Below are 13,283 nucleotides of genomic sequence, written 5' to 3'. Positions count from 1 at the left end.
AGTTCTCTGGATCCCAGTGTCACGCACTGGGATGACAAGAGAGGAGGTAATGGGATGACATCAAAGGAGGCACTGGAATGAAAATGAAGGGCTACCTGAATGACAGACCGGTTTTCATTCAAATTTTATTCAAGACGATGTCATTCCAGCGCGTGACGCTGGAATCTAGAAGAGAAAATGGATCCTAGACTGAAATGACAACTTTTTTAAACTAAGTTCCTGGATCCCAGTGTCAAGCACTGGGATGACAAGAGAGGAGGCACTGAGATGACAACAAAGGGGCCACTTGAAGACAAGAGAGAGCTACTTGTCCGCCATGTCATTCCAGCACTTGATGCTGGAATCCAGATAAAAAACCAGTCTGGAATGACAAAAAAAAGAGAGAACCTTTACACACCTCTCTCTTTGACTGAAGAAGCATGGTTTTCAACTCTCACATCATCAGTTAATCCTCCTGGCAATTCCACAGCAGCATTAGACTTTTGCTGATCACCAAGCTTTCTCTCGCATGAAGATCCATTTAGCTCGTTTCTCTTTGTTATCCTTGTATCATCACTACATTTTTGTCTTTTAACTCTCCTGTGTTCCTTTCGCTCTGGAGCGGGTGGACAGACAGCTAATTTTGGTTTTTCATTTTTCTCTTCTTTTGCTTCTTTCTTTTCTTTATTCATTTTTTCCAGTTTTTGTACTTCACTATTTTTGTGACTTATAACAGGTTTAGGTAGAGTGTCTACTAATTTTTCTACAGGCTTTGGTAAAATAGCACGTTCTTGCTTATTCAGAGTGATTGGCATTGGAACTTGAGATGAAAAATTAAATAGGGAAATTGGTGTGATTTCATTCACTTTTGTTTCCATTTCTTGACGAACTTCTTTTGATTCTGTTTTTTCTGCTTTTTTGTCTCTTTTTTCCTCAGTTACATCTTGCTCTACTACTGCTGCTAAATCAACTGCAAAAATTTCTGCAAACATTGCAATGACTGAGCCCACGAGAAAAGTTTGAAGCTTCAATTTTAAATTTTGCAACGCTTGCAAACGTTCGAGTATTGCTATTTCTTCTTCAGGAGATAACTCACCGCTGAGTAATTTCTCCTGCAATTCTTTTATCTCTTTGTCTAGCCTTTTATCCCAACTTAAATCTAAATCTTTTTTGAAGATCTTTTTAACTAATTCCTTAAGCTTATCACGCAAAAACTTAATTATCGAAAGAAGCAGATTTTTCTCTTTCTTCTCCTTGAGCATTTTGTAGACTTTCGGATCTACATTTACTTCAAAAAGATTAAAGAGGGATTCAAAGAAATTTGCGAATACCCCTTGATTATCATCAGTAAAGTAATCCTCATTATCTTGTATCTGTAGCTCTACTTGAGATAATGTTTCATCAATGCAACTCGCAGCCTGACGCTCAAGCTCTATTCTCTTGAGCTCAGCTTTCCTAGCAAGCTCCTCCATGAATCCTTTTAATTCATTGAGCTTCTGCTCTGCAGAGAGATCTTGCTCTCTGATTCGATTAATGTAGATTGAGCTACCGTCCTCTTCGTTGTTATTGATTAAAAAATTTTTCATTGCTTTTTCTCCATTAATTGAATTACTGTTTCTATAATTGTTTAGAAGGCTTTTTACCATTTTATCTTAAGTCTATAAAATACAATAACTCAATCTTATAATATGAAGTATTTAATAAGTATTAATCTTAAAAAATATCAATAAATTATTGATATTTTTACATTCATACTATATACAGCCTAGCATATATTACGTAATTTTTCAAGAACATATTCACTATAACAGAAGACTTTCTTATTTGCCTCTAAAACACCTGCAAATCATATAATAAAAGAATATTATAATGTTTAATGTAATACTATACAATGTTATAAAATATAGTATAATACTAGCATACCACTGAATTAATGCTGAGATATTCCCTTGCTTGATCAGTTAAAACACGTCCTCTTGGTGTGCGCTTTACAAAACTGACCTTGATTAAATAAGGTTCTACTGTTTCTTCAATATTGCCAACATCTTCAGATAGTGCAATAGATATGGTGTCAATTCCAACAGGTCCTGAGGTGTTAAACAAAAATCTCAGATAATCCATATCTAATTTATTTAGTCCCATTTTATCTATACCCAATTTTGATAGTGCAGAACCGGCAATTTCACAGGTAATTTTTTTATCATCTTTTACTTCAACAAAATCTCTTATTCTTCTGAGTAATCTCAAAGCAATTCTTGGAGTACCACGGGCGCGGCAGGCAATTTCCTGCACAGCATCCTTTTCGATTTCAGCACAAAGAACTCTTGCACCTCTTTTTATAATATCAACCAGTTCCTCAAAAGAATAAAACTCAAGATGCAGGGGAATACCAAAACGATCCCTCAGCGGTGCAGAAAGCAGTCCAAGCCGTGTTGTTGCCCCAATCAGTGTAAATGGTGGTAAATCTATTCTTAAAGTTCTGGTAGATGGGCCCTCACCTACTAGTATATCTAGGCAAAAATCTTCCATAGCAGTATATAAAACTTCCTCAATGCTACGATTTAATCTATGAATCTCATCGATAAATAGAACATCTTTTGCATTTAAAGTAGTGAGCACTGCAGCTAAGTCCCCAGCTTTACTAAGCAATGGACCAGAAGTTGCACGAAAGCTAACCCTTAACTCCTTAGAGACAATTTGTGCTAAAGTTGTTTTACCAAGCCCTGGAGGACCATAGAGCAATACGTGATCCAAAGCTTCAGCTCTCGTCTGTGCAGCATTTATAAACACTTTTAAATTTTGTATTAAGTCTTTTTGCCCGACAAAATCATCAAGTTGCTCAGGCCGGATATTTAAATTACGTACATCTTCAGAGTATTCCTTACTACATGATATTGACTTCATATTGTTTTAAGCGCCATACGAATAATATCTTTAGTGTCCAAGTTTGGTGATTCATCTTCTATTTTTTTTATTGTATCATAAGCTTTTGTTCTTTCATATCCAAGATTGATCAAAGCTGAAAGAGCATCTTCACTAATTGAGTGAAAATGATTGTTATTTATCTCTAATTTACTTACTTTGCCATTCAGCTCAGTAATAATTCGATTTATGAGTTTCAGGCCAAGTCCACTCACCTTAAGTGCTAGTTTATCCTCATTTATAATTGCCAAAAACAGTTGCTCTGGAGTTAATTTGCTCAAAATTGACATTGCGGTTTTATAGCTGACACCGCTCACTTTAACTAATAAACGCAGACACTGCTGTTCTTCTTTACTTATAAAGCCATATAGCTGAGTAACGTTTTCTCTGCTATTTGCATAAGTGTCGATAAGTAATTTTACTCTACTTCCAATCGAACAAGCACTTAAAGTTTTGGCTGAAAGATATACTATGTAGCCAACATCATTCACATTCAGGATTATGTGATCGCTACACACCTCATCAACTATTCCTCTTAGATTTCCTATCATTTCTAGTACTTTATAAAATTCAGTTTAAATGCTCCTGAATCTTAGGTCAAGCAAACGAACATTATAGAAGTAGTTCCAGTTTCAATCATTGCAGACAAGTTTGCAGGAAATCTATTTTAATATGTTATTCCAGATCATTATGTAATTGAACCACAAGTTACTCCGATAGAAATAGAATTGCAGTCTCCTAACTTAGCTAAGTAATAGAAATTTCTATCTTTGGTGAAATAAAGGTAATTGTTTACTGTTTGCGAAAATATTTGCATAATTTAAGTAACATTACTTGATAAGAATTAACTATGGAGCTTAATAAGATTGCAGCATCGATTTTACTTTCTGGATTAATAATTATGATAGTTAGTAATGTAGTTGATATGCTCTACAACCCAGAGGATTATAAAATTGAACACCAAACAATAGTAGCAGCCAGCAATGAGCCTCAACAAAAGATTGAACAAGTGGCACTTGATATTGGAGAGCTCATGCAGAATGCTAGCTTTGAAAAAGGCAAGTCAGCAGCAAAAAAATGTATAGCTTGTCATAGTTTTGAGAAAGGTGGAATGAATAAAGTGGGGCCAAACTTATGGAACGTGGTTGGAAATAAAAAGGCCCATCTTGGCAGCTCATTCAATTACTCAAAAGCACTACTTGAAAAAGGTGGGAAATGGGAGTATGAGGAGTTATTTGCTTTTTTAAAAAATCCAAAAGCCTACATAAAAGGTACACGTATGGCATTTGCAGGCATTTCCAATCCACAAGAGATTGCAGATCTAGTCAGCTATTTGCGTTCGATGAGCGATAGTCCGGTTGCCTTGCCAAAGTAGTATGAATTATTGTAAATTACTCGATGGAAGTAATGGCCATATAGCATATCGAAAGCTACAAGGAAAGAAGGCTTCTATAGTTTTTTTTAGTGGTTTTGCATCCAATATGGATGGAACTAAAGCAACTGCCGTTTACAAATTTTGCCAAGAAAATGATATAGCACTTGTGCTCTTTGATTATTTTGGCCATGGTAATTCAAGCGGTGATTTTGCTGATTATACAATAAGTGATTGGCAAAAAAATTGTGCTAAAGTGATAAGTGAATTAACTAGCAATAAACAAATAATTATAGGTTCAAGTATGGGAGGATGGCTGATGCTGCTCACTGCTCTTCAATTTCCAGAAAAAATTGCAGCATTAATCGGCATATCGTCTGCTCCTGATTTTACTGAAGATTTGATATTCAAGCAATTGTCAGGCAAGCAAAAAGAAGAACTAGGTTCTAAAGGTGTAATAGATTTTACTTCGGAGCATTGTGCATACAAAATAACTAAAAATCTGATCGAAGACGGTAGAAAGAACCTTCTTTTAAACAGAGAAGCAATAGATATAAACTGTCCTGTGCGCTTATTGCATAGCATTAATGATAAAGATGTTCCTTATCAAACTTCATTGAATTTAGCTGAAAAAATTAAGTCAACAGACGTTGAAGTACACTTAATAAAATCAGCAGAACACAACATGTCTGATAATCATTCACTGAAAATTTTATTTAAGACCATCAGAGAATTTTTGCCAGGAGAAATATATAATTGAAGTAATTCAGATGTGTTTGTCGTAAGAGCTGCAGTTATAGCTTCAACAGTAGGCACTATTCTTGATCACCTCAACATTTTCTCTTGGCAATTCTTTAATAAATCGAGAAGTGCTCATTGGTTGCCACTGATTATTAATTTCCCTCCTATCTGCACATGAAATGATCAACCTTTCTTTTGCTCTAGTTATGCCAACATATGCAAGTCTTCTCTCTTCTTCCAAAGCTTTACCACTTTTATCTTCAAAAGATCTTTGATGAGGAAATAATCCTTCTTCCCAACCAGGTAAAAACACGCACGGGAATTCAAGCCCTTTAGCCGCATGAAGAGTCATAACATATACAGTGTCATCGCTATTCATATTATCCACTTCCATCACCAAACTAATATGCTCCAAGAAGGTTATAGTGCTGTCAAAATTCTTCAAAGATGAAATGAGCTCTTTAACATTTTCTATTCGCGCTAAACCCGTCACTCCTTCATTCTCAAGCATTTCCATATATCCTGATTGATTTGCTACGATTTTAACAAATTTATGCAGTGGTTTTACGCTTACTATTTCTTCCCAAGCTTTAATTTTATTTAAAAAATCATTTAGTGAGAGTTTAATTCTTTCGGTTACTTGATCACTATTAACCAATATTTTTGCTGCCTCAAAAAAAGAAATTTTGTTATCCTGAGCAGTCGTGTATATTTTCTTTAGAGTTGTAGCTCCTATGCTTCTTTTTGGACGATTTACGATCCTTTCAAAAGCGAGATCATCATTATTATTTGTAACAAGCCTCAAATATGCAATTATATCCCTTACTTCTTGACGTTCGTAGAATTTTACGCCACTTATAATCTTATAGGGAATTGAATATTTTATAAAATACTCTTCGAGAACTCTAGTTTGAAAAGTAGCCCTGACGAGCACTGCAATATCACTAAATCTGTATTTATTGAGTTTTAATATCTGTTCGCTTATGAACCTTGCTTCAGCCTTTCCGTCCCACAATTTGATTAGATTTACCTTTTCGCCTTCAATGTTTGTTGTCCACAATTTTTTTTCTAAGCGAGTCTTATTGTGATTGATCACATATGATGCAGTTGCAATTATGTGGGATGTTGACCTGTAGTTACACTCCAGTTTAACGGTTTTTGCATTTTTAAAATCATCGGAAAATTTCAAAATATTTTCAACTTCTGCACCACGCCAACTGTATATCGACTGGTCATCATCTCCTACACAGCAAATATTTGAATGCTCTTTTGCAAGGTATTTTAGCCAAAGATATTGTATTGCATTTGTATCTTGATACTCATCTACCATGACATACTTAAACTTGTTTTGGTAGTAGGACAGAACCTCGGTCTTTTTATTAAAAAGTTGTATGTTATATAACAATAAGTCACCAAAATCAACAGAGTTAAGGAATTTTAACCTTTCCTGATACTGGTAATAGACTTTAAGTGCAGTTACGTAAACTGGCCTAAATGATTGAACATCTTCCACTTCAGACGGCAATAAGCACTTCTCTTTCCATTGCTGAATAATATTCATAATGGTCTTATATTTTTCTGATAGGTAATCAGGATTTATTTCATTGATAATATTTTTTATTACCTGTAATTGGTCATCCACACCAATGATTGTAAAATTGGGGTTTAAGCCCACAATTTCTGCGTGCATGCGCAAAATTTTTGCTGCAATTGCATGGAAAGTGCCAAGCCATGGTATGTTTGTGCCCGTTAGCTCAAGTACCCTTGATACCATCTCATTTGCTGCTTTATTTGTAAATGTAACTGCTAATATCTCATCAGAATAAGCGTGAACGTTTCTAATTATGTGTGCTATTCTTGAAGTAATCGTTCTTGTTTTTCCGGTTCCGGCTCCTGCCAGTATCAAAACTGGCCCATTTATGTTAGTTACAGCTAATTGCTGTTCTGGATTTAACAGTGAGAGATAATCGTTCATTGAAGCTCTATAGATTATAACTTTATAAAGTTAAACCTATGATCCAAATATTGTAAAGGTCTTATTGAACATAACATTCAACTCATTCAAGTACTAGATATTTAAGCGTAGATCTATCTTGTTGGGGTAGCTTCAAGTGTATGGTGAGTAACAACAACTTGATTTGAGATATTGGCATCAAAACTTCTGCTTGTTTGATGAATAGGTGGAGTTTGAAATGGCTTAGGCTTACGATTCAGTTCCTTCATCTTTATTTCCTCAGCTTTAATAGGAAGTTTTTCTGGAACATAGAAGTTATGAATTTCAGCTCGTTCAGTGAAATTTTCATATGTTGCTTTCAACCAAGCTCCAATATCATATATAAAACCATATGCTTTTTCTTTAAATTCTATCAATGATCTACTGAAACTTGCTAATGTGTTATTAAAGTAAATTGTCATATAGTCTCTTGTGGTGTATTGATAACCTTCTCCATTTAATCTGCTATTTTGTGCGTTAGAACTATTGTTGCTTTTGAAGTAACCAAATATGTTGTACATTTTGAGCTACCGCTGACTATTAATATACATACATTATATATTAATAAATCAAGATTGTCAAGAGTGTTTATTGCATTACTGAGGAGTTGAAGCTTGTAGTACGATATTTTCAAATCTTTAATATAGTATTGACTTTACAGCAACAATTACCTTAAGTTAGTAACTATTGTTGCAGTTAAAGTATCGATGCCTTTTTTCTTTTATTTTTTTGCAATTCTCAGCATTTTATCTGCTGTATGCGTAATTAGTGTAAGAAATCCTGTGCATGCAGTATTATTTTTAATTTTCACCTTCGTTAACTCTGCAGTTCTTTTCATTCTCCTTGGAGCTGAGTTCATTGCTATGATGGTGATGATAGTATACATCGGTGCGGTTGCAGTGTTGTTCCTCTTTGTAGTTATGATGCTCGATATTGACTACATAAGGTTGCGCCAGGGTTTTGCGAAGCATTTCACTCCTGGTGCTATATTATGTGTTGTGTTTTTTCTGATTATCAGTTTTGTAATCCGCAGCTCAACGCTGAATATAAGTAATGTTATAAACTATAATGCCAATAACGTGAAAGCTATCGGTAATTTGCTCTACACTGACTACATGTACGCTTTTCATCTTTCTGGTATTCTGCTGCTTGTTGCAATTGTTGGTGCAATTGCTATTACTTTGCAGGACAAGAAAAAAGGAGTTAAAAAACAGAATGTATTAAACCAATTGACACAATCTTCATCTGTAAAATTGGTTAAGGCTAAATTTGGAAAAGGAGTAGAATGGAAATAGGATTAAATCATTTTTTGATAGTTGCTGCTATTTTGTTCACTATTGGAGTGTGTGGTATTTTCATCAACCGTAAGAGCATAATCAATATACTGTTATCAATAGAAATATTATTGCTGGCGATTAACATCAATTTAGTTGCTTTTTCTGCCTTTATGAATGATATAGTTGGGCAAATTTTTGTGATGTTTGTGTTGACTGTTGCGGCAGCAGAGTCAGGAGTTGGGCTTGCAATATTGGTTGTATATTATAGAAGTCGTGGCAATATAGATGTTGAACAAGCGAACTTAATGAAAGAATGAAAGTATGATGGATATACTGAAATTAATAGTATTTTTGCCACTCTTTGGTTCGCTATTTGCAGCACTTTTTAGAAAAAGTCAGTTAGTTACAACGGCGGGGATTGGAATATCTGCAGTTTTATCTTGGTATGTTTTTCTCACCTTCTCTGAAAATTATCACTTGAGTTTGTTTCCTCTATTTTCATTAAGTGTATTAAAAGTAAATTGGGCAATTAGTGTGGATGCTCTCTCATCCTTAATGCTTATTGTTATTACCACCGTTTCACTAGTAGTCCACCTCTATTCTATCGGTTATATGGAGCATGACAAAGGGAAGTCGAGGTTTTTTTCTTACCTATCGCTGTTTACGTTTTGCATGATTGTGCTGGTTGTAAGCGATAATTTCGTGCAGCTTTTTTTTGGCTGGGAAGGGGTTGGCCTGTGTTCTTATTTACTCATAGGATTTTGGTTGCAAAAATATTCTGCAAATAATGCAGCAATTAAAGCATTTGTTGTGAATAGGGTAGGAGACTTTGCACTATTGATTGGAATCTTTCTTATTTATTATACATTTCACTCTTTGAATTTTACTGAAGTTTTTGATACAACTGATCTTCTTGGCACGCAGAACATTAGGGCATTCTGCTGTGAATTCAAAGTAACTCATATAATATGCATATTACTTTTTATTGGCTGTATGGGTAAATCTGCACAGCTTGGTTTACATGTTTGGTTGCCAGATGCAATGGAAGGGCCAACCCCTGTTTCTGCACTCATTCACGCAGCAACGATGGTAACAGCAGGTATATTTTTAGTAGCAAAATGTTCTCCATTATTTGAGCTATCAAATGTGGCACGAGAATTAATAGTTATTGTTGGGGCACTTACTGCTTTCTTTGCAGCTACGGTTGCGATTACTCAGAACGATATAAAAAAAATAATTGCTTATTCAACCTGCAGTCAACTTGGTTATATGTTCATGGCATGTGGGCTTTCTGCTTACAATGTTGCTATTTTTCATTTAATGACACACGCTTTTTTTAAAGCTCTACTATTTCTTGGTGCTGGCAATGTAATTCATGCGATGCATCATGAGCAAAGCATTCAGAAAATGGGAAATTGCTGGAAGAAAATCCCTTGCACTTATACTCTCATGTGGATTGGATCTCTTGCGCTTTCTGGAATATTTCCATTTGCAGGTTTTTACTCAAAGGATTTGATAATTGAACATGCTTATAGCACGGATAGCTTTGCTTTTGTAATAAGCTTAGTTGTTGCATTCTTCACAGCGTTTTACTCTTGGAGGTTATTGCTTCTTGTGTTCCACAGCCAAAAACAAAGTAAAATTAATATACATGAGGCACCAAAGATTATGCTTATACCATTACTGATACTCGCTTTTGGATCAGTATTTTCTGGAATATGGGGAGCAAATATTTTGAACATAACTAGTAATGCGTTTTGGAAATCAAGTTTAGTAGTTATTGATGGGCATGGAGTTCATAATTTCTTTATAAAACTACTGCCAACCTTAGCAAGCCTAAGTGGAATAGCACTTGCGTGCCTAATTTACCAATATCAAGTAATTAGGCAAATTAAGAGTAAATTTTTACTTAAGTTTTTGCAGAATAAATGGTACTTTGATGAGGTGTATGAGTTTGTTATAATTGCACCGATAAGGTTTATATCTAGGCTTCTATGGAAGTTTGATGTTAAGGCTATTGATTCATTTGGACCAAATGGTGTTGTAAGGTTGGTTAATGAATGTTCAAAAAGTTCTATAAAGTTACAAACTGGTTATATATTTGATTATGCATTTATTATGTTTGTTACTTTAATAATCGGTGTTTTATATATTATTGGAATTAAATAGAAGGTGTTGTTACTTAGTATATTCTTGCTTCCACTGATAGGAGCGTTGATTTTATCCTCGATCAGGATTAATCATCAATCTATACACCTAAAATTCCTTGCCCTATTTTTTGCTATACTTCCATTTTTGCTTAGCATTGTAGCTTGTATAGAATTTGATTATAACAATGCGGACTTTCAGTTTGTCAGCTATCCAATCAAGAATGTAGGAATAGGGATAGATGGTATATCGTTGCTTTTCCTTCTGCTTACAACTTTCTTGTTTGTAATTTGTATACTCTATAACTGCAAAATGAGTTATACGACCCTAAAAGCCTATATGGCATTATTTCTACTGCTTGAGAGTTTTGTAGTCGGTTTTTTCGTTTCACTGAATGCTATAAGCTTTTATGTGTTTTTTGAAGCTGTTTTAATACCAATGTTCTTTATTATTGGCATTTGGGGAGGGAAGCAAAGGATATATGCGACGTTTAAGTTATTTCTTTATACATTAACTGGCTCATTATTATTTCTGCTTGGATTGGTGTATATCTATAGTACTTTTGGGACGTTTAATATACAAAAATTAGCTACATTAGTGCCAAGCCTTGATCTTGAAGTGCAGTCATTGCTGTGGATTACATTTTTTATTTCTTTTGCAATAAAAGTACCTATGTTTCCATTTCACACTTGGCTTCCTGATGCGCATGTGCAATCACCAACTTCTGGATCTGTGATTTTAGCTGGCTTGCTTATTAAAATGGGGGGATATGGATTTTTAAGGTTTTCTATTCCAATGCTTCCTCAGGCAAGTTTGTATTTTTCAAATTTCGTTGTTGTGCTGAGCATTATTGCGGTGATATATGCTTCTCTAGTTGCGTTTGCTCAAGATGATATAAAGAAGTTAATAGCTTATTCTTCAATAGCACATATGGGGATCGTTACTGCTGGCCTCTTTTCATTTTGTGAGGAAGGAGTACTGGGTAGCATATTTCAAATGATTAGTCATGGCCTTATTTCTGCTGCTTTATTTTTATGTGTTGGAATGCTATATACTCGAACTGGAACTTTGGAGATTGCAAAATATTTTGGCATAGTAAACACAATGCCAAAATTTGGTTTTATGTTCATTTTATTTTCAATGGCTTCAATAGGGCTACCTGGAACATCTGGGTTCGCAGGTGAGTTTTTGGCTATGGTTGGAATGTTTAAGAGCATAGGGTTTTTTACAGGATTTATCGCACTTGGCACTATTTTAAGCGCAGTTTATATGCTGAATTTATGTAAGCAAATAATATGGGGGGTTAGCTATTCTAAATTATTAAATAACCGTTTGGATAGCATAGAATTTTCTGTCTTAATTCTGCTTGCAGTGTTTGTTATTTTGCTTGGATTTTACCCAACCCTTGCACTGAATTATTTGAAGCCATGTATGGCAAATTTGTTAGTCAAATATAATGCGCTATGAATTATATACAGATATTGCCGGAAATGTTCTCTATTATCTCCTCGTTAGTGTTGCTACTGCTTGGGATTATATTTAACCGCAGAACTATCAACTTATTAGCACTTGGCTGCACAGTGGTAACTTTGATTATTTTAATTCTTTCGGCAGAAAACAATGAAATTTTTCTCTTTAATTCGTTGTTAAAACTCAATTTATACATCAGGTCAGCCCAAGGGTTAATTCTCAGCACAGGAATTTTAATACTTTTGATGCTGAATTTATCAAAATATGACTATAAATATGAATTTTCAATACTGATTCTTTTTGCGCTATTTGGCATGATAACTTTGGTTTCAGCAAATAGTCTGATTTCTTTTTATTTAGCTTTTGAGTTGATGAGTATATCTTTGTATGTTCTTGCGAGCTTTAATAAAGATTCAGCTTATTCATGTGAAGCAGGAGTGAAATATTTTACACTTAGTGCACTATCTTCCTGCATTATGCTATATGGAATGTCGCTGCTTTATGGATATACAGGACAAGTCAATTTCTCTGAGCTCGGTTCATTCTTGCAAAACCATCAGATAACTTATGGAATAGTTTTTGGGTTAGTTTTTATCCTTATTGGTTTGTGTTTCAAGCTTGCTATTGCTCCTTTTCATATGTGGGCTCCAGATGTCTATCAAGGTGCACCTACCATAGTAACTGCGTTTTTTTCTACGGCCCCAAAAGCTGCACTTGTAACATTTTTAATTCGATTGATGAATGAAGAGTTAGTAAATGTAAAAAGTTATGTTCAGCCTATTTTCTTATACGTTTCAGCATTGTCTGTGCTTATCTCAGCTTTTGGGGCCTTACGTCAGCAAAACTTAAAAAGGCTGCTTGCTTACAGTTCAATTGGTCACATTGGTTTTATATTTGCTTCACTTTCTATTTTTACACAAGCAGGAACAGATAGTGCCTTAATGTATTTGGTGATATATATCATCACAAGCATAGGGCTATTCTCATATCTCGTACAAATTGACGATGACGATTGTGATATTGCAAATTTATCTGGTATAGGGAATAAACACCCAATTGTAGCATGTCATCTTTCTGTACTGTTACTCTCGATGTCGGGAATACCTCCACTTGCAGGTTTTATCGCTAAATTTTTTATATTCAAAAGTTTAATAAATTCTGGCTTTATCAGCCTGTCTTTGATTCTTGTAACAGCGAGTGTGATATCATGCTACTATTATTTAAATATCATGAAAGTTATGTATTTTGATAAAGCTAGTGGTAATAAGGTTGCTTATTCTAAGGGTCTATTCATTATCACTTCAGTGGCTTCACTGATCAATCTCGTTCTTTTCTTGTATGTAGAAGATCTTGACTCACTCATTAAACTAAAGGGCTGACA

General features: G+C 34.7%; 12 protein-coding genes. 7 read left to right on the top strand and 5 right to left on the bottom strand.

The window, feature by feature from the left end:
* Positions 1-389: 389 nt before the first annotated feature.
* The 3 genes from ABWU65_RS04485 to ruvA form a co-directional block, all read right to left on the bottom strand.
* Complete coding sequence (locus ABWU65_RS04485; RefSeq protein WP_353280364.1) at positions 390-1,625, bottom strand: hypothetical protein; 1,236 nt, start codon at positions 1,623-1,625, stop codon at positions 390-392.
* 268 nt (positions 1,626-1,893) lie between these two features.
* Complete coding sequence (gene ruvB, locus ABWU65_RS04480) at positions 1,894-2,883, bottom strand: Holliday junction branch migration DNA helicase RuvB (RefSeq protein WP_007302374.1); 990 nt, start codon at positions 2,881-2,883, stop codon at positions 1,894-1,896.
* Positions 2,880-3,452, bottom strand: coding sequence for a Holliday junction branch migration protein RuvA (gene ruvA / locus ABWU65_RS04475; RefSeq protein WP_007302375.1), 573 nt, complete (start codon positions 3,450-3,452; stop codon positions 2,880-2,882). The genes ruvB and ruvA overlap by 4 nt, the downstream gene beginning before the upstream one ends.
* A 299-nt stretch (positions 3,453-3,751) precedes the next feature.
* Here ruvA and ABWU65_RS04470 point away from each other — a divergent pair, with 299 nt between their 5' ends.
* Both ABWU65_RS04470 and ABWU65_RS04465 read left to right on the top strand, forming a co-directional pair.
* On the top strand, positions 3,752-4,276 hold the full coding sequence (locus tag ABWU65_RS04470) for a c-type cytochrome (protein ID WP_007302376.1): 525 nt from the start codon (positions 3,752-3,754) through the stop codon (positions 4,274-4,276).
* A 1-nt stretch (position 4,277) separates the two neighbouring features.
* Positions 4,278-5,033 carry an alpha/beta hydrolase gene (locus ABWU65_RS04465; RefSeq protein ID WP_007302377.1) on the top strand — a complete coding sequence of 252 codons (756 nt, stop codon included), beginning with the start codon at positions 4,278-4,280 and terminating at the stop codon, positions 5,031-5,033.
* A gap of 42 nt (positions 5,034-5,075) precedes the next feature.
* On the opposite strand, the gene ABWU65_RS04460 is transcribed toward ABWU65_RS04465, so the two are convergent.
* Both ABWU65_RS04460 and ABWU65_RS04455 read right to left on the bottom strand, forming a co-directional pair.
* A complete protein-coding gene (locus tag ABWU65_RS04460) occupies positions 5,076-6,989 on the bottom strand; it encodes an ATP-dependent helicase (RefSeq protein WP_353280362.1) in 1,914 nt (637 codons plus the stop codon).
* A 113-nt stretch (positions 6,990-7,102) separates the two neighbouring features.
* Positions 7,103-7,528, bottom strand: a complete 426-nt coding sequence (locus tag ABWU65_RS04455) for a hypothetical protein (protein ID WP_052265004.1) — start codon at positions 7,526-7,528, stop codon at positions 7,103-7,105.
* A gap of 186 nt (positions 7,529-7,714) precedes the next feature.
* On the opposite strand from ABWU65_RS04455, the gene ABWU65_RS04450 reads away from it, so the two are divergent.
* The 5 genes from ABWU65_RS04450 to ABWU65_RS04430 are packed head-to-tail and all read left to right on the top strand — an operon-like array spanning position 7,715 to position 13,281.
* Positions 7,715-8,302: an NADH-quinone oxidoreductase subunit J gene (locus ABWU65_RS04450; protein ID WP_353280360.1), complete on the top strand. Its 588-nt coding sequence runs from the start codon at positions 7,715-7,717 to the stop codon at positions 8,300-8,302.
* On the top strand, positions 8,293-8,601 hold the full coding sequence (nuoK, locus tag ABWU65_RS04445; protein WP_019236815.1) for an NADH-quinone oxidoreductase subunit NuoK: 309 nt from the start codon (positions 8,293-8,295) through the stop codon (positions 8,599-8,601). The genes ABWU65_RS04450 and nuoK overlap by 10 nt, the downstream gene beginning before the upstream one ends.
* 4 nt (positions 8,602-8,605) lie before the next feature.
* Positions 8,606-10,453: an NADH-quinone oxidoreductase subunit L gene (gene nuoL, locus ABWU65_RS04440; protein WP_353280358.1), complete on the top strand. Its 1,848-nt coding sequence runs from the start codon at positions 8,606-8,608 to the stop codon at positions 10,451-10,453.
* 3 nt (positions 10,454-10,456) lie between these two features.
* Positions 10,457-11,899 carry a NuoM family protein gene (locus tag ABWU65_RS04435; protein WP_012481967.1) on the top strand — a complete coding sequence of 481 codons (1,443 nt, stop codon included), beginning with the start codon at positions 10,457-10,459 and terminating at the stop codon, positions 11,897-11,899.
* Positions 11,896-13,281 carry an NADH-quinone oxidoreductase subunit N gene (locus ABWU65_RS04430; RefSeq protein WP_353280356.1) on the top strand — a complete coding sequence of 462 codons (1,386 nt, stop codon included), beginning with the start codon at positions 11,896-11,898 and terminating at the stop codon, positions 13,279-13,281. Before ABWU65_RS04435 ends, ABWU65_RS04430 begins: the two co-directional genes overlap by 4 nt.
* The last annotated feature ends 2 nt before the right edge of the window (positions 13,282-13,283 follow it).

It is taken from the genome of Wolbachia endosymbiont (group B) of Silvanus unidentatus (assembly GCF_964028615.1).
Taxonomy (GTDB): Bacteria; Pseudomonadota; Alphaproteobacteria; order Rickettsiales; family Anaplasmataceae; genus Wolbachia.
This window is presented reverse-complemented; position numbering and strand designations above follow the sequence as displayed.

Excerpts from the sequence above, each read along its gene's own strand:
- ABWU65_RS04450 (WP_353280360.1), top strand. The coding sequence starts at position 7,715 with ATGCCTTTTTTCTTTTATTTTTTTGCAATTCTCAGCATTTTATCTGCT.
- ABWU65_RS04455 (WP_052265004.1), bottom strand. The coding sequence starts at position 7,528 with ATGTACAACATATTTGGTTACTTCAAAAGCAACAATAGTTCTAACGCA.
- ABWU65_RS04465 (WP_007302377.1), top strand. The coding sequence starts at position 4,278 with ATGAATTATTGTAAATTACTCGATGGAAGTAATGGCCATATAGCATAT.
- ruvA (WP_007302375.1), bottom strand. The coding sequence starts at position 3,452 with ATGATAGGAAATCTAAGAGGAATAGTTGATGAGGTGTGTAGCGATCAC.
- ruvB (WP_007302374.1), bottom strand. The coding sequence starts at position 2,883 with ATGAAGTCAATATCATGTAGTAAGGAATACTCTGAAGATGTACGTAAT.
- nuoL (WP_353280358.1), top strand. The coding sequence starts at position 8,606 with ATGATGGATATACTGAAATTAATAGTATTTTTGCCACTCTTTGGTTCG.
- ABWU65_RS04470 (WP_007302376.1), top strand. The coding sequence starts at position 3,752 with ATGGAGCTTAATAAGATTGCAGCATCGATTTTACTTTCTGGATTAATA.
- nuoK (WP_019236815.1), top strand. The coding sequence starts at position 8,293 with ATGGAAATAGGATTAAATCATTTTTTGATAGTTGCTGCTATTTTGTTC.
- ABWU65_RS04430 (WP_353280356.1), top strand. The coding sequence starts at position 11,896 with ATGAATTATATACAGATATTGCCGGAAATGTTCTCTATTATCTCCTCG.
- ABWU65_RS04485 (WP_353280364.1), bottom strand. The coding sequence starts at position 1,625 with ATGGTAAAAAGCCTTCTAAACAATTATAGAAACAGTAATTCAATTAAT.
- ABWU65_RS04460 (WP_353280362.1), bottom strand. The coding sequence starts at position 6,989 with ATGAACGATTATCTCTCACTGTTAAATCCAGAACAGCAATTAGCTGTA.